Annotated in this window: 28 protein-coding genes and 2 pseudogenes; 16 read left to right on the forward strand and 14 right to left on the reverse strand. The window is 70.6% G+C overall.

What is annotated here, in order from left to right; translation table 11 throughout:
* The first annotated feature begins 30 nt into the window (after positions 1-30).
* Positions 31-1,083: an SMP-30/gluconolactonase/LRE family protein gene (locus AW27_RS11440; protein ID WP_078556146.1), complete on the forward strand. Its 1,053-nt coding sequence runs from the start codon at positions 31-33 to the stop codon at positions 1,081-1,083.
* A gap of 64 nt (positions 1,084-1,147) precedes the next feature.
* On the opposite strand, the gene AW27_RS11445 is transcribed toward AW27_RS11440, so the two are convergent.
* The 4 genes and pseudogenes from AW27_RS11445 to AW27_RS11460 form a co-directional block, all read right to left on the reverse strand.
* Positions 1,148-1,711 carry a hypothetical protein gene (locus AW27_RS11445; RefSeq protein ID WP_037919465.1) on the reverse strand — a complete coding sequence of 188 codons (564 nt, stop codon included), beginning with the start codon at positions 1,709-1,711 and terminating at the stop codon, positions 1,148-1,150.
* A complete protein-coding gene (locus AW27_RS11450; protein WP_037919463.1) occupies positions 1,708-2,088 on the reverse strand; it encodes a PadR family transcriptional regulator in 381 nt (126 codons plus the stop codon). Before AW27_RS11450 ends, AW27_RS11445 begins: the two co-directional genes overlap by 4 nt.
* A 101-nt stretch (positions 2,089-2,189) precedes the next feature.
* Complete coding sequence (locus AW27_RS11455) at positions 2,190-2,798, reverse strand: HdeD family acid-resistance protein (RefSeq protein WP_037919461.1); 609 nt, start codon at positions 2,796-2,798, stop codon at positions 2,190-2,192.
* Between the two features lie 382 nt (positions 2,799-3,180).
* A pseudogene (locus tag AW27_RS11460) lies at positions 3,181-3,813 on the reverse strand (helicase-related protein); the annotation flags it as partial.
* A 381-nt stretch (positions 3,814-4,194) separates the two neighbouring features.
* Between AW27_RS11460 and AW27_RS11465 the strand changes: the two are divergent.
* The 5 genes and pseudogenes from AW27_RS11465 to AW27_RS34400 form a co-directional block, all read left to right on the forward strand.
* Positions 4,195-4,461, forward strand: coding sequence for a hypothetical protein (locus AW27_RS11465; protein ID WP_037919449.1), 267 nt, complete (start codon positions 4,195-4,197; stop codon positions 4,459-4,461).
* On the forward strand, positions 4,458-4,850 hold the full coding sequence (locus tag AW27_RS11470) for a PIN domain-containing protein (RefSeq protein ID WP_037919447.1): 393 nt from the start codon (positions 4,458-4,460) through the stop codon (positions 4,848-4,850). Before AW27_RS11465 ends, AW27_RS11470 begins: the two co-directional genes overlap by 4 nt.
* 789 nt (positions 4,851-5,639) lie before the next feature.
* Positions 5,640-5,909, forward strand: coding sequence for a type II toxin-antitoxin system Phd/YefM family antitoxin (locus AW27_RS11475; RefSeq protein WP_030774626.1), 270 nt, complete (start codon positions 5,640-5,642; stop codon positions 5,907-5,909).
* Positions 5,902-6,165, forward strand: a complete 264-nt coding sequence (locus AW27_RS11480; RefSeq protein WP_030207783.1) for a type II toxin-antitoxin system RelE family toxin — start codon at positions 5,902-5,904, stop codon at positions 6,163-6,165. The genes AW27_RS11475 and AW27_RS11480 overlap by 8 nt, the downstream gene beginning before the upstream one ends.
* A gap of 254 nt (positions 6,166-6,419) precedes the next feature.
* Positions 6,420-6,563: pseudogene (locus AW27_RS34400) on the forward strand (CPCC family cysteine-rich protein); the annotation flags it as partial.
* 100 nt (positions 6,564-6,663) lie between these two features.
* On the opposite strand, the gene AW27_RS11485 reads toward AW27_RS34400, so the two are convergent.
* From AW27_RS11485 to ychF, 4 genes are all read right to left on the reverse strand, one after another.
* The gene (locus tag AW27_RS11485; RefSeq protein ID WP_037919986.1) at positions 6,664-7,800 is read right to left on the reverse strand and encodes a Fic family protein; all 1,137 of its coding nucleotides are present in this window, start codon (positions 7,798-7,800) and stop codon (positions 6,664-6,666) included.
* A 756-nt stretch (positions 7,801-8,556) separates the two neighbouring features.
* Positions 8,557-8,811, reverse strand: coding sequence for a Txe/YoeB family addiction module toxin (locus tag AW27_RS11490; protein WP_037919443.1), 255 nt, complete (start codon positions 8,809-8,811; stop codon positions 8,557-8,559).
* Positions 8,808-9,089 (reverse strand): type II toxin-antitoxin system Phd/YefM family antitoxin, encoded by a 282-nt coding sequence (locus tag AW27_RS11495; RefSeq protein ID WP_037919441.1) that lies wholly within the window; start codon positions 9,087-9,089, stop codon positions 8,808-8,810. Before AW27_RS11495 ends, AW27_RS11490 begins: the two co-directional genes overlap by 4 nt.
* A gap of 198 nt (positions 9,090-9,287) precedes the next feature.
* Complete coding sequence (gene ychF, locus AW27_RS11500) at positions 9,288-10,376, reverse strand: redox-regulated ATPase YchF (protein ID WP_037919440.1); 1,089 nt, start codon at positions 10,374-10,376, stop codon at positions 9,288-9,290.
* A 135-nt stretch (positions 10,377-10,511) separates the two neighbouring features.
* On the opposite strand from ychF, the gene AW27_RS11505 reads away from it, so the two are divergent.
* The gene (locus AW27_RS11505) at positions 10,512-11,027 is read left to right on the forward strand and encodes a DUF6542 domain-containing protein (protein WP_037919439.1); all 516 of its coding nucleotides are present in this window, start codon (positions 10,512-10,514) and stop codon (positions 11,025-11,027) included.
* A gap of 60 nt (positions 11,028-11,087) precedes the next feature.
* On the opposite strand, the gene ppgK is transcribed toward AW27_RS11505, so the two are convergent.
* Together ppgK and AW27_RS11515 are read right to left on the reverse strand one after the other, a co-directional pair.
* Entirely contained in the window at positions 11,088-11,834 is a 747-nt protein-coding gene (gene ppgK / locus AW27_RS11510) for a polyphosphate--glucose phosphotransferase (RefSeq protein ID WP_037919985.1), read from the reverse strand.
* Positions 11,835-11,855: 21 nt separating this feature from the next.
* A complete protein-coding gene (locus AW27_RS11515) occupies positions 11,856-12,860 on the reverse strand; it encodes a 4-hydroxy-3-methylbut-2-enyl diphosphate reductase (RefSeq protein WP_037919436.1) in 1,005 nt (334 codons plus the stop codon).
* A 96-nt stretch (positions 12,861-12,956) separates the two neighbouring features.
* On the opposite strand from AW27_RS11515, the gene AW27_RS11520 reads away from it, so the two are divergent.
* The 5 genes from AW27_RS11520 to AW27_RS11540 all read left to right on the forward strand — a co-directional run bounded on the left by AW27_RS11520 (position 12,957) and on the right by AW27_RS11540 (position 17,331).
* Positions 12,957-14,348 carry an APC family permease gene (locus AW27_RS11520; RefSeq protein ID WP_037919433.1) on the forward strand — a complete coding sequence of 464 codons (1,392 nt, stop codon included), beginning with the start codon at positions 12,957-12,959 and terminating at the stop codon, positions 14,346-14,348.
* A gap of 33 nt (positions 14,349-14,381) precedes the next feature.
* Positions 14,382-15,644, forward strand: coding sequence for an exodeoxyribonuclease VII large subunit (xseA, locus tag AW27_RS11525; protein ID WP_052030301.1), 1,263 nt, complete (start codon positions 14,382-14,384; stop codon positions 15,642-15,644).
* Between the two features lie 92 nt (positions 15,645-15,736).
* Positions 15,737-15,955, forward strand: coding sequence for an exodeoxyribonuclease VII small subunit (locus AW27_RS11530; RefSeq protein ID WP_037919431.1), 219 nt, complete (start codon positions 15,737-15,739; stop codon positions 15,953-15,955).
* A gap of 98 nt (positions 15,956-16,053) precedes the next feature.
* Positions 16,054-16,644 (forward strand): malonic semialdehyde reductase, encoded by a 591-nt coding sequence (locus AW27_RS11535; RefSeq protein ID WP_037919428.1) that lies wholly within the window; start codon positions 16,054-16,056, stop codon positions 16,642-16,644.
* Positions 16,645-16,815: 171 nt separating this feature from the next.
* Complete coding sequence (locus AW27_RS11540; RefSeq protein ID WP_052030300.1) at positions 16,816-17,331, forward strand: hypothetical protein; 516 nt, start codon at positions 16,816-16,818, stop codon at positions 17,329-17,331.
* Here the strand turns inward: AW27_RS11540 and AW27_RS11545 are convergent.
* Positions 17,328-17,846: a DUF4245 domain-containing protein gene (locus AW27_RS11545; RefSeq protein WP_236647584.1), complete on the reverse strand. Its 519-nt coding sequence runs from the start codon at positions 17,844-17,846 to the stop codon at positions 17,328-17,330. The genes AW27_RS11540 and AW27_RS11545 overlap by 4 nt on opposite strands.
* A gap of 249 nt (positions 17,847-18,095) precedes the next feature.
* Between AW27_RS11545 and glpX the strand changes: the two genes are divergently transcribed.
* Entirely contained in the window at positions 18,096-19,127 is a 1,032-nt protein-coding gene (gene glpX / locus AW27_RS11550) for a class II fructose-bisphosphatase (RefSeq protein WP_037919422.1), read from the forward strand.
* A gap of 195 nt (positions 19,128-19,322) precedes the next feature.
* Here the strand turns inward: glpX and AW27_RS11555 are convergent, their stop codons facing one another.
* Entirely contained in the window at positions 19,323-19,730 is a 408-nt protein-coding gene (locus tag AW27_RS11555; RefSeq protein ID WP_037919419.1) for a WhiB family transcriptional regulator, read from the reverse strand.
* Between the two features lie 147 nt (positions 19,731-19,877).
* A complete protein-coding gene (locus tag AW27_RS11560; protein ID WP_037919417.1) occupies positions 19,878-20,534 on the reverse strand; it encodes a DUF1707 SHOCT-like domain-containing protein in 657 nt (218 codons plus the stop codon).
* A 157-nt stretch (positions 20,535-20,691) separates the two neighbouring features.
* Between AW27_RS11560 and AW27_RS11565 the strand changes: the two genes are divergently transcribed.
* Together AW27_RS11565 and AW27_RS11570 are read left to right on the forward strand one after the other, a co-directional pair.
* Positions 20,692-22,362 carry a fumarate hydratase gene (locus AW27_RS11565; RefSeq protein WP_037919415.1) on the forward strand — a complete coding sequence of 557 codons (1,671 nt, stop codon included), beginning with the start codon at positions 20,692-20,694 and terminating at the stop codon, positions 22,360-22,362.
* Between the two features lie 168 nt (positions 22,363-22,530).
* On the forward strand, positions 22,531-23,298 hold the full coding sequence (locus AW27_RS11570; RefSeq protein WP_037919413.1) for a glycerophosphodiester phosphodiesterase: 768 nt from the start codon (positions 22,531-22,533) through the stop codon (positions 23,296-23,298).
* 83 nt (positions 23,299-23,381) lie between these two features.
* Here AW27_RS11570 and AW27_RS11575 read toward each other — a convergent pair whose 3' ends face one another.
* Positions 23,382-24,908 carry a ricin-type beta-trefoil lectin domain protein gene (locus AW27_RS11575; RefSeq protein WP_037919411.1) on the reverse strand — a complete coding sequence of 509 codons (1,527 nt, stop codon included), beginning with the start codon at positions 24,906-24,908 and terminating at the stop codon, positions 23,382-23,384.
* A 108-nt stretch (positions 24,909-25,016) separates the two neighbouring features.
* Here AW27_RS11575 and AW27_RS11580 point away from each other — a divergent pair, with 108 nt between their 5' ends.
* Positions 25,017-26,420, forward strand: coding sequence for a class II fumarate hydratase (locus AW27_RS11580; RefSeq protein ID WP_037919408.1), 1,404 nt, complete (start codon positions 25,017-25,019; stop codon positions 26,418-26,420).
* The last annotated feature ends 86 nt before the right edge of the window (positions 26,421-26,506 follow it).

Raw genomic sequence — 26,506 nt, forward strand, 5'->3', positions numbered from 1 at the left:
CCATCGGGGGATGCGATGACGCGACAGACCATGCCGAAGGCACCGGCGGCGAAGAATCAGCAGGAGAGGGGGAGGCGGAAGCAGAAGGCCGCGAGGTCATTCCTGGTCGCGGCAGCGGCCGGGGTGTTCGCCCTCGGAGCGGCGGCGCCGACTCCGGCAGCGGCCGGGACGGCGGGCCCGGAGGGCGGCGACGCCCGGATTTCCACCGCCTTCTCCCTACCCGGGGCGAAGGTCTACCCGGAGGGCATTGCCGCGGACCCCCGCACGCGCACGGTCTACGTCGGCTCGTACGCGGACGGCACCATCTACCGCGCCCGGCCCGGCCGGGCGGAGGCCGAGGTGTTCCTGCCCTCCGGCACCGACGGCCGCCGCACGGCCAACGGCCTGCGGGTCGACGCCCGAGGCCGGCTGTGGGTCACGGACTCCACCACGGGCGTGGCCGTCTACGACACCGCGACCGGGACCCGGCTGGCCCACTTCGAGGTGGCCGCGGGATCCACCGCCCGCTTCGTGAACGACCTGACCCTGACACCGGACGGCACCGCGTACCTGACCGACAGCATCCGCGGCGTGATCTATCGCGTGACCCCGCGTCAGCTGGCCGCCGGCAGCGGCGTCCTGACCGAGGCCTACGACCTCACCCCGGCCCTGCGCCCCCGCCCGGCCGGCACCTTCGGCCTCAACGGCATCACCTCCGACAGGACGGGCCGCTACCTCCTCGCCGTCGACATGACGGCCGGCGACCTCTACCGTGTCGACCTGCGGACCGGCGCCGTCCGCCGCGTCACCCTCACCGGTGGGGACCTGAAGGCCGCCGACGGCCTCGACCTCTCCCCCGACGGCACGCTGCGGGTGGCGCACAACACCACCAACACCCTGACCCGGTGGCGGCTCGGCGCGGACGGCACCCGCGCCAGGCTGACCCGTACGATCACGGACCCGTCCCTGCAGATCCCCACGACCCTGGCGCGCGTCCCGGGACGCGTCCTGGTGGTCCGCTCGCAGTTCGACCGGGGCGGCCCGATGAACCCCGGCTCGGGCACCCCGACCACCTTCACGGTGGCCTCGGTACGCGGCCTCTGACCGCGGAGCGGAAACCCGGGCCCCGAGTCCCGCAGCTCGGGACCCGGGGCCCGGGTTTCCGCCGTCAGGCCTCGACGGCGGCGTTCCTACGGGCCCGTACGTCGGCGACGGCGTACGGCAGCCCGGGAAGCAGCAGGAGCGGGGGCGCCCACAGGGGCAGTGTGAACAGTGTGGCGTCGCCGGCGATCCGACTGATGAGGATGGCCGCGGGCAGCGCGACGCAGATACCGAGCAGCCAGCTCCGCAGCAGGCCCAGACTGCCCCGGCGCAGCTCCCAGGCGACGGTGACCGTGCCGAGAACCGCCCAGAAGGCGACGTTGCCGGCGGTCACATCCAGCTGCGTGGTCCAACGGGTCAGGAACGGCATGAGGAGGACCCAGCCGGCGATGAAACAGCCGATGGAGGCCGCGCGCAGCAGCCGGCGCGGGAACGGTGCGCGCGCCCGGGCCCAGGCCGCGGCGAAGGTGCGTACGTCGGGGCCGACGACGTCCCGCGCGGTGCGGCCCGCGGCCTCCGCGTCCTCCAGGTGTGCGGAGAGCTCGTCGAGCATCTCCCGCACGGACGCGTCGTCGATCCCGCGGTACTCCCAGTTGCTGCGGCAGGCGGCGATTATCTGCGCGTTCGTCATGACGTGTTCTCCCCCGTGAAGGGCGTGGCGGTGGTCAGGATCCGGCCTACCGGTCCGGCGAAGGCGTGCCAATCGGCCCGGCCGCGGCCGAGTTCGGCCCGCCCTGCCTCGGTCAGCCGGTAGTACTTGCGCGGGGCGCCGCCGGTCGGGGACGGCGCGCGGTACGAGGAGATGAGCCCCGCCCGCTCCATCCGGGCGAGCAGCGGATAGATGCTGCCGTCACTGACCAGCTCCAGCCCGTGGGCGGCGAGCGCCTCGGCGAACTCGAATCCGTACCTGGGCCGTTCGGCGATGAGCGACAGCAGGCAGAGGTCGAGTACTCCGCGCAGGAGCTGGCTGCGCCGCTGGTCATCGGTCGCCGACCGCTCCTTTGTCATGCGACACAAGATAGTGGGCGACTATCTTGCATCGCAAGGTAGCGGGATCCGGGGCCGGACGGCGGCGGGAGGGCGGCGGGCACCCGGGGGAGCCTGGGGGCCTACCTGGGCGCGGCGACCTTGCGGGTGGCGGAACGCATCACCAGGGCCATCACCACTTCGAACACGCCGAGCAGGACGAGCCACAACCCCAGCAGGCGCGTCAGGGCGACCGCGGAGTCCACCGGGAAGCAGAGCACGACGATTCCGGCCACGGTGCCGAGGGCACCCAGACCGAAGAGCAGGCCCCGGTGGACGAGGAGGCGGTCGGCGATCGAGACGTAGGCCGTGAGCAGCCCGGTGATCAGCCAGAACACTCCGACGATCAGGGAGAGCGCGCCGATCGTCTGCATCGGATGGCGCAGGACGAGGACGCCGGCGAGGAAGGCCAGGACCGCGATCAGCACGCTCGCCAGCCTGCTGCCTCCGGCGTCGTTGCTGTGCGAGAAGGCTCCGACGAAGCGGAACCCGCCCGCCACCAGGAGCTGCAATCCGATGATCACGGCCAGGATGTGCAGCGTCTCGTCCGGCCAGACGAGCACGAGGATGCCCGGGATCAGGGTGGCGAGGGCGACACCGAGCGCCCAGTGCCAGGAGCTCCCGAGTTGGTTGAGCGTGTCCTCGGGATCGTGCTGCGCGCGCTGCGGTGCCGCGTCGGGATGTACGGACATCACGCCTCCCGGACCCACCTGGAGTATCTTTACGCCCATTTTATTCCGGAACTTCCCATCCCGCGGCTGCACCGTCGGCGCACCAGCCTGCCGGGACACACGCAGGTGGCTAGGGTGACGGCGTGAGCGGACCGGACAGCATGTGGTTCGACGCCTCGGCCGCGCACGCCTTCCGGCGCCTGGTCACCACGGCCGTCGAGTACGCGCGCCGCGACCCGGGGACCCGGGCGGAAGTCCAACGCGTCGAGACACCCGGCCGGTCCCCGCGAAAGCGCCGGTGGCCTCGGCCTGACGTTCCTGGGACTTGCCGGCTTCCTCCTTCGGCCGCTCGGCCGTCCCAGCGCCCCGAGGAGATCGGCTACGGCCATGTGGTCGAGCGCTACACGCGCACCGGCCTGACCTGACCCATGCGGTGGGCCGTGCCACCGCCTGATGTTCGATGGTCGGCTTGATCTGGGGTTCGCGGATGACGACGACGGAGGCGGCCTGCATGTTGAGGCCGACGCCCGCTGCCTGGATCTGCCCCCGGGAGCACCGCCGGGCCCTGGACACCGGCGAAGTCGTCGACGATCTCTTGGCGACGCTGGGCCGGGACGCCGCCGGTCAGCGGACCGAACACCGGAGTGGTCCTGGAGGGTCCGGCCGCGAGGGCCTTCTTCACCACGCCCAGTACGTCCTTGAAGTTGGAGAAGACCACCGTCTTCTGCCCGTTCTCGCCGGCCTCCTGAACGATCTCCCGGAGCCGGTCCAGCTTGGCCGACTTTTCAGGGCGCATGTAGGCGGCCCTGCGCATGGCCATGACGTTGCCCGCGCGTACGGCTTCGCGGTACGCCTCCTCGTCCGAAGCGCTCAGCTCCTCCCACTCGTCGGCCTGCTGAAGGCTCGGGAGTTCCGTCAGCACGTCCTCCTGGTTGCGCCGCAGATAGACCGGGGCCACTGCCTTGCGGAAGGCGACCGATCCGGCCAGCGCGTCCCGTTCGCCGAGGGCGTCCGCGACGTCGCCGTCGAGCCCCCGTCGGTGACGTCCTGCAGCCGGGCGACGGGAATGGCGTCGAGCTCCCGCTTCACCGCCGCATCGTGGATCGGCTTCAGTGCCGCCCGTACCGCCTCCGCCGCCCTGGCGTGGTCACCGACCACTGCCTGCGCCGCCTCGTGGAGTCACGCTCCCCTCGCGACGGTGTCCCGTTCGCCACGCCCCACGCTTCCCGCCCCTCTCTCGCAGTCCCCGCATCCTCCCACCACCCCCGCCGGCAGTGGTGCGTTGACCCGTACGGCCTTGGAGCGCTGAAACAAGGGCGAGCTCCACGACGCGGCAGTTCCTCGGCCGGACCCACGAGGGCAACCCCACCGCCCGAAACCCGCCCCGACCTCCGCCATACCGCGCTATGGTGTCAGTATGGCTACCAAGAAGGTGACGATCACTCTCGACGAATCCCTGGTGGACGCCCTGGCCGGCGCAGCCGAGGAGGAGGGCATCCCGCTCTCCCGGCTCGTCGCCGGAGCAGCCGAACGAGAGTTGCGACTGCGGGCCGGGCGGGCGGTGATCCAGCAGTGGCAGGCGGAGCACGGCGCCTTCACCCCGGAGGAGCTCGCCAACGCGCGCGCCGAGATGGCCGACGCCGATGCCGAGTACCTCAGCGGCACGCGGGCATCGTCCGCGTGAACATCCCCTACCTGTACGACGCCGGTGCGCTGATCGCCATCGACAACGACGACCGGCGCATGTGGGCTCGCCACAGCCTGGCTCTCGAAGACGGCAGGGACATCCACGTGCCTTCCGTGGTCGTCAGCCAGGCATGGCGGGACTCCCGGCGGCAGGTCAGGCTCGGCAAGTTCCTCGCGGGGTGCCATGTCGCACCCGTGGGCTTCGAAACCGCCAAGGCCGCGGGCATCCTCTGCGGCAAGGCCGGCACCGCAGACATCGTCGACGCCACCGTCGTCGTCATGGCTGCCAGTCTCGGGGCGATCATCTGGACCTCCGACCCGTACGACATCCGCGCCCTCATCGACGCCCAGGACGTCAAGCCCGCTCCCGTCATCCGCGCTGTCTGACCTCCGAAGGTCTGCGGACTCCTGCGGACAGCAGGGCGGCCTGACCGGCGTTCTCGCAGGTCAGGCCGACCCTGACCTGCGGCGGAGCCCCGCGCAGGGCCCTGACCAGGCATTTCTCCGTTGGCGTGTGTTGGGTCCCGACGGTGCCTTACGGGTGTCCTGCGGACTGTCTGCGGACGGGCCTACGGGGTCTCGACGGAGTCGAGGTGCCCGCACAGCTCCGCGGCGATGCCTTCGTCGCGCCCCCTCGGCAGGCAGCGGCCACCAGTGCTGCTCGCCGTTCGCCACAGCGAGGCTGCTCGCGAACCAGACGAGGTGGGGTGCAGGCACGAAGGAGCCCCGGAGCCACCGCGTGAAAACAGCGGCTCCGCCAGCCTTCACATCGGTCAGGGTGATATAGGCATAGTCGGGCTGAGGCATCGACGCCATCCCGTCGATCCATACGCCGGGTGCCGGCTCGATCTCAAAATCGAGGACGGGAACGCTGTGGATGGCCGAGATCCGGTACTCCACGATGGGCTCAGGGAATGCCTCCCGCAGAGCCCTCTCCGGGGGACTCGGCAGTGGCACGCCATGCTCCGCCGTCGCCCTGAGGCGGGTAGAAGGCGAAACTGGTGCGGATGTTCCGTTCAGTGGGCACGGTCTCCCTCTGCCCCACGACACGTATCGCATCGAGCCGCGCGTACCCGACATCACCCAGCCCGCCGTCGTAGCCGTTGGCTCCGTACATAGGCGACGAGTGCATGCGATCGCGTTGTGTACACATGGCACACTCGGTACCCTTGAGGCATGACTCAGCCGCTGCCCATAGAGTCCATCCGCGACGTACGCGCCCACTTGGCCGAAGTCGTCGAACGGGCCGACCGCGACGACGTGCCCACTGTCATCACCCGTCGCGGAAAGCAGGTCGCCGCCGTGGTCTCGATCGAGGTGCTGCGCAAGTACCAGGAGTGGGAAGAGCGTGAGATCAACCGCATCATCGACGAGCGCATGGCGAGCCCGGCCGTCGGCGTCCCGATCGAGGACGTGATGAGGGAGACGCTGGCACGCAGTGAGTGACTATCGCACGGTGTTCCGGCCCGAGGCCCAGGCCGAACTGCGCAAGATCCCGCGTGACATGGCGCTTCGCATCCTGGCCAAACTGACAGAGCTGGAGAGCGACCCCTTCGGCTTCAACACCACGGCACTCGTATCCCAGCCCGAGCGCCGCCGCCTACGGGTCGGCGACTACCGCGTCGTCTACACGATCGACAACGGGGAGCTGGTGGTGTGGGTCGTACACGTCGGACACCGCTCCACGGTCTACGACACGTAGCCGCTCCCAGCTCTGCGGACTGTCGCGGACAGCAGAAGGGCCTGACTTGCATCCTCGCAGGTCAGGCCGCGTCTGGATACGCGATGAGACGTTGAAGCGGAATGCCTAAAGCCCGATCCTGACCTGCGGCGGAGCCCCGCGCAGGGACCTGACCTGGGATTTCGTGGTTTGCGTGCGTTGGCTCCCGACGGCCGTTGGCGGGTGTCCTGCGGACTGGCTGCGGACTGGCCGGGCGGGCGGAGGCCGAGAAATCCATGACGCACCGGCGGGACGACAAGGAGACTGCCCAGGTGGGCGACCGCTACCCCTGCCCATGCTGCGGACACCCCGCGCTGAGCACGATGCCCGGCTCGTACGAGATCTGCCCCATCTGCTCCTGGGACGGGGTCCAGCTCCGCCGGCCATGGGTAGCGGAGCGAGCAACAAGTTGCGCGTGCCCTGAGTGCGCCTGTTCCGCACCGCCCATCGTGACTGATTCGGCAGTTTCGCGAGTTGCTCTCAGTGCGTGTACGGATCAGCCAGCGCCAACGGCGTCCGGGCCGCTTCCAGAGCCGACCCCGGAAAGGCGGGGCCGACGGTGTAGAAGCGGGCACGGGTGCGGCCGACCGGTGTCAGGACCTCGCCCGCGACCAGGTCCCGCAGGTCGCGTTGGGCCCGCTGCAGGCTCAGGTCCTCCGTTCGTTCGTAGCGTGTACGACGCACCCGTCCGGACATCGCCACATCATGCAAGGCGGAAACCACCCTCTCGTCCAGCCCCCGGCCCTCCGCGAACTCACCCAGCAGGAGCCACACCCGACTCGAACGATCCAGGCGATTGCGTACGGCCTGCGCTTGCTGGTGGTAAGCGGTGAGGTTGAAACGGATCCAATCGGAGACGTCCTGGTCGGGGCGGTAGGTGGCCCCCCGACGCTGCAACTCGCGGTAGTACTCCCAGGTATTGCCGGGGCGCCCCAGCCAAGCCTCGATCGAGGAGAACTCGGGAGCCAGTTCTCCCTGTCTCGCGATCATGAGCGTTTGGAGAGATCGGGACATGCGGCCGTTGCCATCCGCCCATGGATGGATGGCAACAAGGTGGAGATGCGCCATGGCGGCCCGCACCAGCGGGTGCGGGCCGTCGTCCGTGTTCAGCCATTCGACCAGTTCACCCGTCAACGCAGGCACCTCGGCTGCGTCCGGTGCCGCATATGCCGCGATGCTGGGGTCGCGGGCGTCTGTCACGTACACCGCTCCACGGCGCCACTGACCGGCCGGCTTCCGCGGGGTGTGGCGGTGTCCCTGCAGCATCCAGTGGAGCGCATTGAGCAGCTCCTTGCTGTACCGGAAGTCCGCGACGTCATGCAACGTCTGGATATAGGTCATCATCCGCTGATAGGCCAGCGTCTCCTCGCGATCCTCCTCGGAGACGTCGACATCCCGCTCGCCCTCCAGCAGGTCCTCGACGTCGACCGTGGACACTCTGAAGCCCTCGATCGAGTTGGAGGCCGCCACCGCATCGGCGGTCAAGAACTTGCGCAGCCCTTCGGTCCACTTCACCGGAGCGGACCGGACCTGGAGGCGCAACGAGCGACGAAGATCTTCGATCTCGCCGAGAACGCGCTGATCCTCGGCGGTGAGAGCGGGTGTGGGGAAGAGCATGCCCTCACCATAGATTGACGCAAACATTACGTCAATGCGTCAGTATGCATCGACACCTCTTTGTCGATCCCTCACCGGAACGACAAAGAGGTCGAGCTCGCAAGAAGGGCAGGGGCGGCAGCCTGCTCCTCGATGGCGGCACGGCTGGTGAGAGACGGGGCCAGACCACGGTCATGGCGCCCATGAGCGCCACTCGCCATGCGAACGCCGAGGCGACCGAACGAGCATCTACCATCAACCAGGACCCGGTGTTGCGACGGCCGGTTGAGTCCGGGCCGCTGCCGCGGTCCGAATGCACAATGCAGCCAGGCCAGGTCGAACCGCTCTGCGGACTGTTGCGGACAGCGCGACGGTCTGACTCGCGTTCCCGCAGGTCAGGCCGCCTCCATACATGCGATCAGACGTTGAAGCGGAATCTCCAACGCGGAGCTTCCACCTGTGGAAACACGGTTCCCGCAGGCGCATCCAGCACCGATCCAGCACGGTGCAAGGTCACCCAGCACCCGCGACCGCGACACGGAATCCACCCACCGCCACCGGTCGAGGGCACCCTGAGGGAGGCGCTGGTCGGCGGTGGATGAGTACCGGACCGCCAGCCATTCAGCGACTCTCCATTTCGCCACACGAATGGTTGAACCGGAACTCGGCTACAGCGGAACTGAACGTCGAACGCAGGGATCCCCCCTGCGAAAACCGAGGCTAAAGTAGGCCATCCCCGCATGGGAGAGACGCCCCAGCACACCGGACACTCACCGATCAGTAGTGATACCGGGCAGCGAGAATGACGATCTCCTTTTCCGTCACCAGATAGACGAGGCGGTGCTCTTCGTCGATCCGTCGTGACCAGGCCCCAGGCAGGTGATACTTCAGCGGCTCCGGCTTGCCGATGCCAGTGAACGGATCACGCCTGAGATCTTCGATGAGCTTGTTGATCCGGGCGAGCATCTTGCGGTCGCTCTTGAGCCAGGACGTGTAGTCCTCCCAGCCCTGATCCTCGAAGACGAGCCTCACGCGGCACCCGCACCTGCGTCCGGTGACTCGGGGTCGATCAGCTCACGCTCCGACACGTTGATGTGCGACAGGGCGTTCTCGTACGCCTTGAGTAGCCGCCGGGCGTTCGCTGGCGAGCGCAGCAGGTAGGACCCCTCGCGCAGCGCCGTGTAGTCCTCGGCCGAGACAAGCACCGCGTTGCCGTGCTTGGAGACGATCTCGATGGCCTCATGGTTCTCGTTGACCTTTTTGATCAACGGAAACAGTTCCTTGCGGGCTTCACTCGCGGTGATGGACATGACTTCAACCCTCCCATCAAGTGGTACTCAATAACGTACCACTCTTGGTGTCATCCGAGAGGGGAAATGGCCGATGGTCGCTCAGCTGATCCAGCACCCATCCAGCACGGGGAAAGGCTAGGGGCCCACCTCCGGAGAGGTGAACCCCATCTGACCTGCATTTTTGCCACATCAGCGACGTGGTGTTTCCTCATCCGCTCACACGTTGAAGCGGAATTCCACCACGTCGCCGTCCTGCATGACGTAGTCCTTGCCCTCCATACGGGCCTTGCCCTTGGCGCGGGCCTCGGCCACCGAGCCGCAGTCGACCAGGTCCGCGAAGGAGATGACCTCGGCCTTGATGAAGCCGCGCTGGAAGTCGGTGTGGATCACGCCGGCCGCCTCCGGGGCCGTCGCGCCCTGCTTGATGGTCCAGGCGCGGGTTTCCTTCGGGCCGGCCGTCAGGTAGGTCTGCAGGCCCAGCGTGGCGAAGCCGACGCGGCCCAGGGTGGCCAGGCCCGGCTCGTCCTGGCCGACCGACTGGAGGAGTTCGAGGGCCTCCTCGTCGTCCAGTTCGGCGAGATCAGCCTCCAGCTTGGCGTTGAGGAAGATGGCCTCGGCCGGGGCGACCAGCGCCGACTGCTCCGCCTTGAAGGCGTCGTCCGTCAGCTCGTCCTCGTCCACGTTGAAGACGTAGAGGAAGGGCTTCGTCGTGAGCAGGTGCAGCTCGTGCAGCAGGTCGCCCTGCTCGGTGCCCTTGGTGATGCCCTTCGAGAAGAGGGTCTCGCCGCCCTCCAGGATCTTCTGGGCGGACTCGACCGCGGCGAGGACCGCCACCTTGTCCTTCTGGAGGCGGGACTCCTTCGTCAGGCGCGGGATCGCCTTCTCGATGGACTGGAGGTCGGCGAGGATCAGCTCGGTGTTGATCGTCTCGATGTCGTCCTTCGGCGAGACCTTGCCGTCGACGTGCACGACGTTCTCGTCCTTGAAGGCCCGGATGACCTGGCAGATGGCGTCCGACTCGCGGATGTTCGCCAGGAACTTGTTGCCCAGGCCCTCGCCCTCCGAGGCACCGCGCACGATGCCCGCGATGTCGACGAAGTCGACGGTCGCCGGGAGGACCCGCTGCGAGCCGAAGATGCCCGCGAGGACGGCCAGGCGCGGGTCCGGGACGCCGACGACGCCGACGTTCGGCTCGATGGTGGCGAACGGGTAGTTGGCCGCCAGCACGTCGTTCTTGGTCAGGGCGTTGAACAGGGTCGACTTGCCGACATTCGGCAGGCCGACGATTCCGATCGTGAGCGACACGTTGGCGACTTCCCGTAGCTGGAGGGGGCGGCGGCCCGGGAGTGGGCCACCGGACAGTTTACTTTCCGATGAGTGGCGGTCGATGTACGCGTGTCCGGGCCCGGATCCAGCCGCCCTCCCGCCTAGTTTGGTGGAGTGGAGCAACACAGGACGCGACCGGCCCCTCACCCGCAGCGACCCCCGGCCCAGCGCCGAGGCCCGCGGCCCACGGGCGTGCCCGCCCAGGGTGGCGGCGCCCCGCGTCCGGCGCCCGCGCGCCGGATGCCCCGCCCCCGGCTGACCGGCCTGGGCGGCGGGCTCTTCGCGTGCGCCTCCATGGTGCTCGTCGGCGGGATCTGCTGGCTGCTCTTCGACTCCTCGCTGTTCGTCTACGGGCTGCTCTTCCCACCGGTGGCGGCCGCGACCGCGCTCTGGGTGCGGCCGGCCGACCTGATCACCGCGCCGATCGGCGTGCCCATCGCCTTCGCCGCCGGAGTGTGGCCCATCTCGGGCGGCTCCGGCGGCTTCGGCGGCCAGCTGATGGGGCTGGTCTCCGCCCTGTCCCTGCACGCCGGCTGGCTGTACGCAGGGACGCTCGTCGCCGCCCTCATCGCGCTGGTGCGCAAGGCCGTGCTCATCGGCCGGCGCCGCCTCCCCCGTCGCGTCGCCTGACCGAGGGCGGCTCCCCCGGGGCCTCCCCCGGTTCCTCGTGCGCCGCCTTGCGTGTACCTCCTACGCGCTCGCAGCCTTCGCCGCCATCGCCGCTCCGACGATGCCCGCGTTGTTCTGCAGCCTGGCCGGGACGATCTCGGCGCGGACGCCCTCGATCAGGGACAGGAACTTGTCCGGCTTGCGGCTGACGCCCCCGCCGAGGATGAAGAGGTCCGGGGAGAAGAGCATCTCCACGTGCTGCATGTACTTGCTCAGCCGGTGCGCCCAGCGCTCCCAGGTGAGGTCCCCGTCCTCCTTGGCCTTCACCGACGCCCGGGTCTCCGCGTCGTGGCCCTTCAGCTCCAGATGGCCCAGCTCGGTGTTGGGCACCAGCCGCCCGTCCGTGAAGAGCGCGCTCCCGATGCCCGTGCCCAGGGTGAGCAGGATGACCGTGCCGCTCCGCCCGCGCCCGGCGCCGTACGTCATCTCCGCGACGCCCGCCGCGTCCGCGTCGTTCAGCACCGTGACGGGCCGGCCGCCGAGTTCGCCCGAGAGTAGCGCCGCCGTGTCGACACCGATCCAGGACTTGTCCATGTTGGCCGCCGTGCGGGTGACGCCGCCCGTGACCACGCCGGGGAAGGTCACCCCGACCGGCCCGTCCCAGCCGAAGTGGCGCACCACCTCGACGACGCAGCCGGCCACCCCGTCGGGGGTGGCCGGCTGCGGTGTCAGCACTTTGTGGCGCTCCTGCGCCAGGGCGCCCTGCTCCAGGTCCACGGGAGCGCCCTTGATCCCGGATCCGCCGATGTCCACGCCGAAGATCTGCATGGACATACCGTACGAAACGAGCTACTTGTCGGCGACCAGTTCCGCGGCCTCGGCCCGCAGATCACGGCGGAGTTCCTTGGGCAGGGAGAAGGTGATGTGCTCCTCCGCCGTCTTGACGATCTCCACGTCCGCGTAGCCGCGCGCGGCGAGCCACTCCAGGACCTCCTCGACCAGGACCTCCGGCACCGAGGCGCCCGAGGTGAGGCCGACGGTGCTGACGCCCTCCAGCCAGGCCTCGTCGATCTCGCTCGCGAAGTCGACGAGGTGCGCGGCCTTGGCACCCGCGTCCTTGGCGACCTCGACCAGCCGGATCGAGTTCGAGGAGTTCTTCGAGCCGACGACGATGACCAGGTCGGAGTCGGCGCCCATCACCTTGACGGCGGCCTGCCGGTTCGAGGTGGCGTAGCAGATGTCGTCACTGGGCGGCGAGACGAGCAGCGGGAACTTCGTCTTCAGCGCGTCGACGGTCTCCATGGTCTCGTCGACGGACAGCGTGGTCTGGGAGAGCCAGACGACCTTCGACTCGTCGCGCACGGTGACCTTGTCCACGTCGTGCGGGCCGTCGACGATGGTGATGTGGTCGGGGGCCTCGCCGGAGGTGCCGATGACCTCCTCGTGGCCCTCGTGGCCGATGAGGAGGATGTCGAAGTCCTCGTTCGCGTACCGGATGGCTTCCTTGTGCACCTTGGTGACCAGCGGGCAGGTCGCGTCGATCGTCGCGAGCCTGCCGCGCGCCGCCTCCTCGTGCACGACCGGGGCGACGCCGTGGGCGGAGAACATCACGATGTTGCCCTCGGGCACCTCCTCCGTCCGCTCGACGAAGATGGCGCCCTTCCGCTCCAAGGTCTGGACGACGTACTTGTTGTGCACGATCTCGTGGCGGACGTACACCGGCGCCCCGTACTGCTCAAGGGCTTTCTCGACGGCGATCACGGCTCGGTCCACGCCCGCGCAGTAGCCGCGGGGCGCGGCGAGCAGGACACGGCGGGATGCGGGCGCAGGGGCGGGAGCAGTCATAGCCTCCATCGTACGGGGGTCTCCCGGAGGCCGAACGTCGCCCGTTCGGCACCGGCCGGCCGGGGGGGTCCCGCAAGAACGTCCCACCCCTCACCCGGAGGACTGATGGCGTCCGCGACGGATTCCGGCGGGGCCCCGGCGCCCGCGGCCCCCTCGACCCTGCGGCGGAGTCTCGGCTTCCGGGACCTGGTCGTCTACGGGCTGCTGTTCATCGCCCCGATGGCCCCGGTCGGGGTCTTCGGCGCGCTCGACGCCAGGTCGCACGGCGCCGTCGGGCTGGTCTACCTCGTGGCGACCGTGGCGATGGCCCTCACCGCCTTCTCCTACGCCCAGATGGTGCGGGTGGCCCCGCAGGCCGGTTCGGTCTTCACCTACGCCCGCAAGGGCCTGGGCGCGGGTCCGGGGCTGATCGCCGGGTGGATGGCGATGCTGGACTACCTGCTGATCCCCGCGGTCGCGTACCTCTTCTCGGGCATCGCGATGAACGCCCTGGTGCCGGAGGTCTCCCGGTGGGTGTGGACGGCCCTGGCGGTCGTGGTGACCACCGCACTGAACCTGTGGGGCGTGCGGGCTGCCGCACGGGTCGGGTTCGCCGTGCTGGTCATGGAGGTGCTGGTGCTGCTGGTCTTCGTGGTGGCCGCGGTGGCCGTGCTGGTCCAGGACGGACCCCGGCGCGGCTGGCTCTCACCGCTGACCGGTGACGGCTCGCTGGGCTTCAGCACGGCCGCGGTGCTGGGCGCGGTGTCGGTCGCGGTCCTGTCCTACCTGGGCTTCGACGCCGTCGCCTCGTTCGCCGAGGAGGTGACGGGCGGATCGGAGCGGGTGGCGCGGGCGCTGCTGTTCTGCCTGGTGCTGGCCGGGGCGTTGTTCGTCGTCCAGGGCTGGCTGGCGGCGCTGCTGATGCCGGTGTCCGCGGCGGAGCTGGCGGCGGATCCGGCGCGGCAGGGCCCGGCCTTCTACACCGCGGCGGAGTCCTCGGTCGGCTTCTGGCTGCACGACCTGGTGGCGATCAGCAAGGCGGTCGGGGCGGCCTTCGCCGCCCTGGCGGGGCAGGCGGCGGCCGGGCGGCTGGTGTTCGCAATGGCCCGGGAGCGGCGGCTGCCGCGGGTGCTGGCGCGGACCTCGGACGGCACCCCGCGGGCCGCCCTGCTGGTGGCGGCGGCCGTGACGCTGGTGGCCGCGGTGTGGGCGGCCCGGCGCGATGACGGGCTCGGCCATCTGGTGTCCGTGGTCGACGTCGGGGCGCTGGTGGCGTTCACCCTGCTGCACGCGTCGGTGGTGGGGTGGTTCGTGGTCCGGCGGCAGGAGGGCCCGCCGCACTGGTGGAAGCACCTCGTCCTGCCGGTGCTCGGGGCGGCGGTGACCGTCGCGGTGATCGTCGAGGCGTCCCGGACGGCGCAGCTGGTGGGGGCGGTGTGGCTGGCGGCGGGCCTGGCGGTGCTCGTCGTCCAGCGGGGGCGGCGGGACCTGCCGGGCGACACCGGCGCCGGGGCCTGACGCACTGTCGGCGGCGCCGGATAGCCTGCGCACATGGGTCTGAATACGTCCGCGGAGGCGCCGCTGCCGGTGGGCCAGGTGTCCCGGCTCATCGGGGGCTGGATCGAGCGGCTCGGCCAGGTGTGGGTGGAGGGGCAGATCACGCAGCTCTCGCGGCGGCCGGGGGCGGGGGTGGTCTTCCTGACGTTGCGCGATCCGTCGCACGACATCTCGGTGAGCGTGACCTGCTTCCGCCAGGTCTTCGACGAGGTCGCGGACGTCGTCTCCGAGGGTGCGCGGGTCGTCCTGCTGGCGAAGCCCGAGTGGTACGCCCCGCGCGGGCAGCTGTCCCTGCGGGCGACGGAGATACGGCCCGTCGGCATCGGGGAGCTGCTGGCGCGGCTGGAGCGGCTGAAGCGGTCCCTGGCTGCCGAGGGCCTGTTCGCACCGGAGCGCAAGAAGCCGCTGCCCTTCCTGCCGCAGCTGATCGGGCTGGTGGTCGGGCGGGCCTCGGCGGCCGAGCGCGACGTCCTGGAGAACGCCCGGCGCCGCTGGCCGGCGGTCCGCTTCGAGGTGCGCAACGTCGCCGTGCAGGGCGTGCACGCCGTGCCGCAGGTGGTTCGGGCGGTCGAGGAGCTCGACGCGCTGGACGAGGTCGACGTGATCATCGTGGCGCGCGGTGGCGGCAGCGTGGAGGACCTGCTGCCGTTCTCCGACGAGGAGGTCGTCCGCGCCGTCGCCGCGGCCCGTACCCCGGTGGTGTCGGCGATCGGCCACGAGCCGGACTCCCCACTGCTCGACCTGGTCGCCGACCTGCGGGCGTCCACGCCCACGGACGCCGCGAAGAAGGTGGTCCCGGATGTCGGCGAGGAGCTGGAGCGCGTACGCCAGTTGCAGGGCCGCGGGCTGCGCGCGGTGAACTCCCTGCTCGACCGGGAGGAGCGGGGGCTCGCGCACGCCCTGGCCCGGCCGGTCTTCGTCCACCCGCAGCGCATGGTGGAGATGCGGGAGGAGGAGCTGGACGCGCTGCTGGCGCGCGGCAGGCGCACGCTGGGGCACCTGCTGGACCGGGCCGACTCGGAACTCGCCCACACCCTGGCGCGGGTGGTGGCGCTGTCGCCGGCCGCGACGCTGGAGCGCGGGTACGCCGTGCTGCAGCGGGCCGACGGCCACGTGGTGCGCTCGCCGCAGGAGGTGTCGGCGGGTGAGGTGCTGCGCGCCAGGGTCGCGGAGGGCACCTTCCGGGTGGAGGTCTCCTCCGAGGCGGCCGCCGCGGCCGCGGGACGGGAAACGGACGGGGCGGCCGCCGCGGAGTAGCGGACCGTTGCCGCGCTCATGTGGTCGCGGTCGCGGTCGCGGTCGCACCACACTTTCGTCGTCGTCACTACACACACAGGGTGGAACAGGGAATGGCTGAGGCCGAAACGGCGCTGGGGTACGAGCAGGCCCGCGACGAGCTCATCGAGGTGGTCCGCAAGCTGGAGGCCGGGGGGACCTCGCTGGAGGAGTCCCTCGCGCTCTGGGAGCGCGGTGAGGAACTGGCGAAGGTGTGCCGGCACTGGCTGGAGGGGGCCCGGGCCCGGCTGGACTCGGCGCTGGCGGCGCGCGAGGCGGCGGAGGAGGGGTGATCCCGGTCACGGCGAGAGCCATTTAGTTGAAAGTTAATCTATCTGGGCCGTAGAGTCATGGGCATCGCTTCACCTCCGTTCGGAAGAAGGCTTTCCCGATGTCTCTCGTACTTGACTCCGCCGCGCAGGACCTGCTGTTCCGCGAGGCCCGCACCGCCAACTCGTTCTCCGACGAGCCGGTGACCGAGGAGCAGGTCCAGGCGATCTACGACCTGGTGAAGTACGGCCCCACGGCTTTCAACGGCACGCCGCTGCGCATCACGCTGGTCCGCTCCGCCGAGGCCCGCGAGCGCCTCGTTCAGCACATGGCCGAGGGCAATCAGGCCAAGACGCTGGCCGCGCCGCTGGTCGCGATCCTCTCCGCGGACAACGAGTTCCACGAGGAGCTGCCCCAGCTGCTGCCGCACTTCCCGCAGGCCAAGGACCTCTTCTTCGCCGAACGCCCGGCCCGCGAGCAGTCCTCGCTGGTCAACGCCTCGCTGCAGGCCGCGTACTTCATCCTGGGCGTCCGCGCCGCCGGCCTGGCCGCGGGCCCGATGACCGGCGCCGACTTCGCCGGCATCCAGAAGGAGTTCCTGGACGACGACCACACGCCGATCATGGTCGTCAACATCGGCAGGCCGGGTGAGGACGCGTGGTTCCCGCGCTCCCCGCGCCTGGCGTTCGACGAGGTCGTCACCACGGTCTGAGCGCGCGCACGAACACGCACGGAGGAGGGCCGTGTGTCCCGGGGCCCCGGGACACACGGCCCTCCTCCGTGCGTCGCGGCCGGTGCCACCTGGTCCGTACCGGCGGGACCGGGGCGGGCGACGGGCGTGGGGCCACTGCGGGAGCCGGCGGCGCTGCCACCCTCGTCGTCCATGGATGTCAGCACCTTCTACGCCCTCTTCTCCGCCACCTGCTTCACCCTGGTCGGCCTGTGGTGGAACGTCGTCCAGAGCCACCACGACTGGATGCGCGAGCCCGCCCTGCGGCGGGTCGTCGGCGGGATCTACCTGTCGTTCCTGCTGCCCGCCCTGATGGGCCTGTTCGCCCAGATCGGCGGCGCCGAACAGCCGCAGGTCTGGCGGGCCGCCTTCATCGTCCTCGCGGCGGTCGGCTGCGGGTGCACCCTGCGGCTACTGGCCCGCGCACGCGGCAACCGGTTCCTGATCTGGCAGCAGGCCGCGGCGGCGCTGCTCTACGCCCTGATCGCGGCGATCGGGGCCTTCCCCGAGCTCGCCGAGCCCTTCGGACTGCGGCCGATCCAGGCCGAAGCGCTGATGCTGATCGGCCTGATCGTCCTGGGCCACGCCCTGGTCTGGCGGTTCATGGCCGGCGAGGGCCGGGCCGCCGAGGACCGGCCGCGGGACCGGCCCCGGCCGTCAGAGCACTAGCCGCCCTGCTTGAACTCCAGGGCCGCCGCCAGCTCGCCGAGCTTCTCGAAGGAGGCGGTACCGGTCACCACGGTGACGTGACCCTGTTCCCGCCGCACCAGGGCGTCGTACTTCTCGCCGTCCCAGCGCTCCCAGGCCGTGTCGCCGACCTGCTGCGTCTGCCCCGAGGCCGCGGCCTTCTGGGTGACCCGCTCCAGGTACTTGTCGGAGGTGTCGCTGGACTGCTCGACCGCCGCGTACTGCTGCTCCGGGTCCAGGAAGCCCAGGTGCCAGGCGTCGGCGTTCTTGCGCTCGTACGTCACCGAGGTAGCCCGCCACTCCTGCGGAAGGCCCACCGGTGCGGCCAGCGGATACGGGGCCGCGCGCCGGGCCGTGATCGTCTCCACCCGGTAGTCGACCGTGCGCGTCGGATCGGCCTTGTCGTCATGCGGGACGAAGAGGTAGATCCCGGCGACGAGAACCCCGATCACCGCCAGCGACCGCACCATGTCCCAGACCGTCTGCTTGCCTTTCATACCTGCCACGGCACCATCGTCCCGCATCGCCCGGGGGCGATCGCCGCCGGGGTCGCGCGGGTGCGTCGCGCGGCGCACCCTTGAGTCGCCCCGCCCGCTGCCCGTATGGCCCGCAAGGCGTCCGCTCAGGACAATCGAATGACCGATATTCCGCTCATACGTGACCCGCCCTGCTCATTATGTCGACGTACCGATAGAGTTCCAGCACCCTCACTTCCCGGCCGTCGCCGTACAGAAAGGTGCGCTCCGATGACCGAGCACAACCTGCCGCCCCAGCTCGAAGTCTCTCCGGAGGCCCCCGACCGCAACCTCGCGCTCGAACTCGTACGGGTCACCGAGGCGGCCGCCATGGCCGCTGGCCGGTGGGTCGGCCGCGGCGACAAGATCGGCGCCGACGGCGCCGCGGTCAACGCGATGAGGACCCTGATCTCCACCGTCTCGATGAACGGCGTCGTCGTCATCGGCGAGGGCGAGAAGGACGAAGCCCCGATGCTCTTCAACGGGGAACAGGTCGGCGACGGCACGGGTGCCGAGGTCGACATCGCCGTCGACCCGATCGACGGCACCACCCTGAACGCCAAGGGCATGCCGAACGCCATCGCCGTCCTGGCCGCCGCCGACCGCGGCACGATGTTCGACCCGTCCGCCGTGTTCTACATGGACAAGCTGGTCACCGGCCCCGAGGCCGCCGACTTCGTCGACATCAACGCCCCCGTCTCGGTGAACATCCGCCGGGTCGCCAAGGCCAAGAGCATGGCCACCGAGGACGTCACGGTCGTCATCCTGGACCGCCCCCGCCACGAGGGCATCGTCCGGGAGATCCGCGAGACCGGCGCGCGCATCAAGTTCATCTCCGACGGCGACGTCGCCGGCTCCATCATGGCCGCCCGCGAGGGCACCGGTGTGGACCTGCTCCTGGGCATCGGCGGCACCCCCGAGGGCATCATCTCGGCCTGCGCGATCAAGTGCCTGGGCGGTGTGATCCAGGGGAAGCTGTGGCCGAAGGACGACGCCGAGCGCCAGAAGGCCATCGACGCCGGCCACGACCTGGACCGGGTGCTCACCACGACCGACCTGGTCTCCGGCGAGAACGTCTTCTTCGTCGCCACCGGCATCACGGACGGTGAGTTGCTGCGCGGCGTGCACTACCGCTCCGAGACCGCGACGACGTCCTCGCTGGTCATGCGTTCCAAGTCCGGCACCATCCGGAAGATCGACTCCACGCACCGCCTGTCGAAGCTGCGCGCGTACAGCGCGATCGACTTCGACCGCGCCCAGTAGGCGGCGGGACACGACGCGGGAGGGGCGGTCACCCTGTGCGGGGGTGACCGCCCCTCCCGCGTGTCCGCGTGCGAAGGCGCCGAGGTGCAGGGGATGCCCGGCGTGCATGGCGCGCCCGGGCCCCCGGTGTCCGTGGCGCGCGCCGCGGGCCGGGCCCCGCCCGGCCGGAGCCCGGCCCGCCCGGCGGCGGAGGGGTCAGCCCGCCGCTGCCACCGGCCCCGCGCCCGGGGCCTGTCGCAGCTCGGCGGACCTGCGCCGCATCCGGGCCAGTACCACCCGGCGCTCGGCCGCGGTGAGCCCGCCCCAGACCCCGTACGGCTCGGGCTGGAGCAGCGCGTGCTCACGGCAGGCGACCATCACCGGACAGCGCGCGCAGACGCGCTTCGCCGCCTCCTCGCGGGAGAGCCGGGCGGCGGTCGGCTCCTTGGACGGGGCGAAGAACAGTCCCGCCTCGTCACGGCGGCACACCGCCTCCGCGTGCCATGGGCCGTCCTCCGCCCTGGCCGGCACCCGCGGCTGCGGCACCGCCGATGGGCGCGCCCCAGGACCCTGAAGGCTCTTCACGGCGGCTACCTGCAGGGACTGATGCGGCGGGTGCGGCACGGTCTACTCCTGACGACGCATACGTGAGCGAGAGACGACGCACCTGTCCCTACCCGCTGTGCGCGCCCCTATGCACTGTGTGCCACGGGGCGCCAGGGGTTCGTCCGAAACGCGACCCTCCGCCTCCGGATGCGCCTCCGCCCCGTGTCAGCCGTCGAGGTGCTTGCGGATTCTGCGCGCCAGGTCGACCAGGCGGGCGCCCAGCTTGGGCCGCGCCTCGATGTTGCCGAGCAGCGAGAACCCGCGGACGATCACCACCGGCGCCTGCGGGTCGGTCTCCCCGCGGCTCTCGCCGCGCACCTCGAAGTTGCCGAGGACCCCGCTGCCGTAGCCGCGCAGGGTGACGTTCTCCGGGACCAGGACCTCCACGTTGCCGAGGACGCAGGTCACGTTGATCTCGGTGACCTGCTGCTCGAAGACCGCCTGGGTGAGGTCGATGGTGATGTCGCCCATGACCGAGACCGCGCGGGTGTGCGCTCCCGGCCGCCAGCGGCCCTTGCGGCTGGAGCTGCTGCACACGGCGACGATGGTCTCGACGGCCTGACCGGCGGCCCCCGCGTACGCGGTCGGGGCCGGGGTGTGGGCGCCGCCGGGCGCGGGCAGATCCCGTACGAGCACCTCCAGCTCGCCGACGGTCTTGACCGCGTACAGCGTGTCCAGGCGTTCGGAGTGCTCCTCGGCGGTCAGCCGGCCCTCGGCGAGGGCGTCGGCGAGGACCTGCGCGGTCCGGTCCCGGTCGGCGTCGGAGGCGCGCAGCGCGGCGGGGCCGGGCGCGGGGGCGGCGGGGTGCTTTTCCAGGTCCACGACGCCAGCATAGCGAGACACGATAGATCGCGATACTGCCGAGTCGTTGCCAGTGAGCCCTACCTCACAGACACCTGCCGGGCGGGAGGTTCTACGCTGGTGTACTGCGCTGCCAATGTGATCGCCAGTGCTGTCTGCCGAGTGAGGAATGGCCCCAATGCCGGAGTTCGCGTACACCGACCTGCTGCCCCTGGGCGAGGACACCACCCCGTACCGGCTGGTGACCGCCGAGGGCGTGTCCACCTTCGAGGCGGACGGCCGTACGTTCCTCAAGGTCGAGCCGGAGGCGCTGCGCAAGCTCGCCGAGGAGGCCATCCACGACATCCAGCACTTCCTGCGCCCCGCGCACCTCGCGCAGCTGCGCCGCATCATCGACGACCCGGAGGCCTCGTCGAACGACAAGTTCGTCGCGCTCGACCTCCTCAAGAACGCGAACATCGCGGCGGCCGGCGTCCTGCCGATGTGCCAGGACACGGGTACGGCGATCGTGATGGGCAAGCGCGGCCAGAACGTGCTGACCGAAGGCGGCGACGAGGCGGCGCTCTCACGCGGCATCTACGACGCCTACACCCGCCTGAACCTGCGCTACTCGCAGATGGCGCCCCTGACCATGTGGGAGGAGAAGAACACCGGCTCGAACCTGCCCGCGCAGATCGAGCTGTACGCGACCGACGGCGGCGCGTACAAGTTCCTCTTCATGGCCAAGGGCGGCGGCTCGGCGAACAAGTCCTTCCTCTACCAGGAGACGAAGGCGGTCCTCAACGAGGCCTCCATGATGAAGTTCCTGGAGGAGAAGATCCGCTCGCTCGGTACGGCGGCCTGCCCGCCCTACCACCTGGCGATCGTGGTGGGCGGCACCTCCGCCGAGCACGCGCTCAAGACCGCCAAGTACGCCTCCGCGCACTACCTGGACGAACTGCCCCGCGAGGGATCTCCGCTGGGCCACGGCTTCCGCGACGAGGCTCTGGAGCAGCAGGTCTTCGAGCTGACCCAGAAGATCGGCATCGGCGCGCAGTTCGGCGGCAAGTACTTCTGCCACGACGTCCGCGTCGTGCGCCTCCCCCGCCACGGTGCCTCGCTGCCCGTCGCGATCGCCGTCTCCTGCTCCGCGGACCGCCAGGCCACCGCGAAGATCACCGCCGAGGGCGTCTTCCTGGAGCAGCTGGAGCGGGACCCGGCGCGCTTCCTGCCGGAGACGACCGACGCCCAGCTGGACGAGGCGTCCGGCGTCGTCTCCATCGACCTGAACCAGCCGATGGACGAGATCCTGGCGACCCTGACCGAGCACCCGGTCAAGACCCGCCTGTCGCTGACCGGTCCGCTGGTCGTGGCGCGGGACATCGCGCACGCCAAGATCAAGGAACTGCTGGACTCGGGCGCCGAGATGCCGCAGTACCTCAAGGACCACCCGGTGTACTACGCGGGCCCGGCCAAGACCCCCGAGGGCTACGCGTCGGGCTCCTTCGGCCCGACCACGGCCGGCCGGATGGACTCCTACGTGGCGCAGTTCCAGGCGGCGGGCGGCTCCAAGGTGATGCTGGCCAAGGGCAACCGCTCCCAGCAGGTGACGGACGCGTGCGCCGCACACGGCGGCTTCTACCTGGGCTCGATCGGCGGCCCCGCGGCACGCCTGGCCCAGGACTGCATCAAGAAGGTCGAGGTCCTGGAGTACGAGGAACTCGGCATGGAGGCCGTCTGGAAGATCGAGGTCGAGGACTTCCCGGCCTTCATCGTGGTCGACGACAAGGGCAACGACTTCTTCACCTCGCGGGAACCCGAGCAGCCGACGTTCACCAGCATCCCGGTGCGGGGTCCCGGCCTGGCATAGCCCGGCACCCACACCCGCCGCAGAGCCCCTGGCGCCGGCCGCCGGGGGCTCTGTCGTCACAGACGGCCGAGCGAGCGGCAGGAGGGCGGGGCCGGGTTCATCCGCTGTTCCGCCGCATGCGCGGCACGCGGTGCCGGGGCGGCCCGCGCATGCGGCTAACGTCGGGGCATGACGCACACGCAGCCCCGTACCGACCGCGCCGTCCGGGTCGTCGCCCATCGCGGGGCCTCCCACGAGCATCCCGAGCACACCCTGGCCGCCTACCGGCAGGCCGTCGCGGACGGCGCCGACGCCCTCGAATGCGATGTCCGGCTCACCGCCGACCACAAGCTGGTGTGCGTGCACGACCGGCGCGTGGAGCGGACCTCGGACGGGCGCGGGGTGGTCTCCGCCATGACCTACGAGGAGCTGTGCGCGCTGGACTTCGGCGGCTGGAAGGGCGCGGAGCACCGCGGGGCGCAGGTGTTGCTCTTCGAGGACCTGCTGAAGGAGGCGCTGGCCGCGGACCGGCCCGTGGGGCTGGCCGTGGAGACCAAGCACCCCACGCGGGCCGGGGGCCGCCTGGAGGCCGAGCTCGTGCGGGTCCTGAAGGAGCACGGGCTGGCCGACGGCCGGGCCGGCCTGGTCGAGGTGATGAGCTTCTCGCGCAGCGCCCTGGTCCGGCTGAACCGGCTCGCGCCCGGCCTGCCGGCCGTCTACCTGATCGAGCGCCGGGTGCGGCCGGTGCGGCCGCCGTTCGCGGGGCACGCCGGGCCGGGCATCGACCTGGTGCGCAGGGATCCGGGGCTGGTGGGGCGGCTGAAGGCCAAGGGGCTGGGGGTTCGGGTGTGGACCGTGGACGAGCCCGAGGACGTGGAGCTGTGCGTGCGGCTCGGTGTGGACACCCTGATCACCAACCGGCCCCGTGAGGTGCGGGAGTACCTGGGCTCTTCGTGACCGGTACGGGAACACCCGGCCGGGGTGCGCCGGCCGGGCGTGGGGGGATCGGGTGGAGCGGGCGGTGGTGACGGCGCGGAGGGCTATGCGAAGCGCTGGTTCGCGGATCCGTCGCAGCTGCGCAGGCGCAGCGGTTCGTGGGCGGCGGCCACGGTCAGGCACATGCTCGGGGCGGCGGCGGGGCGCAGCGTGGCGCCGTCGCGGACGAACTGCTGGTTGGCTCCGCCGTGGCAGTTCCAGATGATCAGGCCGGCGCCGGAGCCGTAGTCGGCGCCGGGGACGTCGAGGCAGCGGTCCTGGGTCAGTTCGATGTGGACGGACCTGCGGGCGGTGTCGTGCCACCAGCCCTGGTTGCGGCCGCCGTGGCAGTCCCAGCCGACGATCTTCGTCTGGTTGGCGCTGGAGCCGCCGAAGGAGTCGAGGCAGTTTCCGGTGGCCTCGTTCCTGAGCGGCGTGAACGCGTCGTCCCAGGCTCCGGCCCGCAGGACCGGGCGGCCGGTGCTGGCGGGGTCGGCGCAGGAGGCCTCACGCAGGCCCGAGTCGTAGAGCTGGGTCAGGCAGGACGCGAAGGCCCCGTGCCCGCGGTAGTTGGGGTGGAAGGACTGGCGGGCGGTGTTCTCGTCCCACGGGAAGTGGTCGCCGAGGTCCAGGTAGAGCCCGCGGGCCCAGGTGTCCTCCATGCACACTTCGTGGCCGTGGAAGAGGCGCGAGTTGTCGAGGTAGATCGCGCCGGAGGCCAGGGCGGCTGCGCGGATGCCCTTCTCGAAGGCGGGCACGGCGTGGTTGCGGCCCCAGGTGGCGTCCGAGTCGTAGCCGGCGCAGCCGCCCGGCAGCTTCCCGGGGAAGTTCGGGTTGTCGCGGAAGTCGGGGCCGATGGGGCTGGGGTAGCCCATCACGACGAGCTTGTAGTCGGTGTCGGCGTAGCCGGCGTCGCGCATGACCGTTCTGAGGTCCGCGACCGTGGCCTCCACCTTGGGCTTCAGACCGTCGACGCGGGCCTGCCAGCCCGGGGCGTAGGTGGGCTCGCAGGTGCCCTGGCTGAGGATCCAGCGGGTCACGCAGTCGGTCATGACCGGGCCGAACTGGAGGTCGTCGTTGGCTCCGGCGACCAGCAGGACCATCTTGATCCTGGTGTTGCGGGCCTTGATGGCGAGGTTGTCGCTCTGCACCAGCTCGTCGGGGTACTGCTTGCTGCCGCCGATCCTGATGTTGCCGGTGTAGCCGCCGGAGCAGGCGACGTTGAAGGTGAGGTCGGCCGGGATGCCGGTGCGGTGGATCGCCGCGTCGGGCGAGCGGTGGCACTGGTTGTCCGGCGTGTTGGTCGCCGGGTCGTAGGTGCCGACGCCCTCGCCCGAGATCTCGCTGTCGCCCAGCGAGATCAGGCCGGTCTTGCGGTCGGCCTGCGGGCGTACCGCGGGGTCTCCGTAGATCTTCACGGCCTCGGCGGCGCGGACCGCCTCCAGTTCGGGCGGCAGGGGTGTGACGACCCCGGTGGTGGCGGCCGCCTGGGCCATGGGGGTGACGGCGGTGACGCCCCCCAGGGCGGCCGCGAACGCCACGACGGCGGCGAAGGTAGATCTGAGCGCGGGTCTGGTACGGGCACGTGCCATGGACGCCTCCCCGAATGTCGGTGTTACCCACGGTATTTACTGGTCGGTAGGGGAGTTGGGAACACTTTCAACAAGAGAATCGCTCAACTTTCCGAGGAGGCCACAGACATGACAGAAGATCAGCAGAACGACGGATTCCGAACCGAGCACGACTCCATGGGCGACGTGCGGGTCCCCCTGCACGCCAAGTGGCGCGCGCAGACCCAGCGCGCGGTGGAGAACTTCCCCGTCTCGGGACAGCGGCTGGAACGGGCCCACATCGAGGCGCTCGCCCTGATCAAGGCGGCGGCCGCCCTCGTGAACGCGCGCCTGGGCGTGGTGGACCAGGACGTCGCCGACGCGATCCGGTCCGCCGCCGCCGAGGTCGCGGCAGGACGCTGGGACGACCACTTCCCCGTGGACGTCTTCCAGACCGGGTCCGGGACCTCGTCCAACATGAACACCAACGAGGTCATCGCCACCCTGGCCACCGAGCGCCTGGGTCGGGACGTGCACCCCAACGACCACGTCAACGCCTCGCAGAGCTCCAACGACGTCTTCCCGTCCTCCATCCACATCGCCGCCACCGGCGCCGTCGCCGACGACCTGATCCCGGCCCTGGAACACCTCGCCGCCGCGCTGGAGCGCAAGGCGGCCGAGTTCGCGCACGTGGTCAAGGCCGGCCGGACCCACCTGATGGACGCCACTCCGGTCACCCTCGGCCAGGAATTCGGCGGCTACGCGGCCCAGATCCGCTACGGCGTCGAGCGCCTGCGCGCGTCCCTGCCGCGCCTGGCCGAACTCCCACTGGGCGGAACGGCGGTGGGCACCGGCATCAACACCCCGCCCGGCTTCTCCGCCGCCGTGATCGCCGAGGTGGCGGTCGCCACCGGGCTGCCGCTGACCGAGGCGCGCGACCACTTCGAGGCCCAGGGCGCGCGGGACGCGCTGGTGGAGACCTCGGGCATGCTCCGCACGGTCGCCGTCTCGCTCACCAAGATCTGCAACGACCTGCGCTGGATGGCCTCCGGCCCGCGGACCGGATTGGCCGAAATCAACCTCCCCGATCTGCAGCCCGGGTCCTCGATCATGCCCGGGAAGGTCAATCCGGTGGTCCCGGAGGCCGTCCTGATGGTGGCCGCGCAGGTGATGGGGAACGACGCCACCGTCGCGGTGGCGGGCGCGGCCGGCAACTTCGAGCTGAACGTGATGCTGCCCGTGATGGCCAGGAACCTGCTCGAATCGATCCGGCTGCTGGCCGGCGCGAGCCGCCTGCTGGCCGACCGCACGGTCGACGGGATCACCGCCGACGAGGCCCGGGCCAGGGAGTACGCCGAGTCCTCCCCCTCCGTGGTGACCCCGCTCAACCGCTACATCGGCTACGAGGAGGCCGCGAAGGTGGCCAAGAGGTCCCTCGCCGAGCGCAGGACGATCAGGGAGGTCGTCCTGGAGTCCGGCTACGTGGAGCGCGGCGCCCTCACCCTGGAACAGCTCGACGAGGCCCTGGACGTCCTCCGCATGACCCATCCCTGACCAGCCGCCGCCCCGGGCGGGGTCCGGATCCGGACGTTCGCCGTGCCCGCATCGCTCCGTGACCCGCGCGGCGGCGGGCTTACGGG

The sequence above is a fragment of the Streptomyces sp. PCS3-D2 genome (genome assembly GCF_000612545.2).
GTDB lineage: Bacteria > Actinomycetota > Actinomycetes > Streptomycetales > Streptomycetaceae > Streptomyces.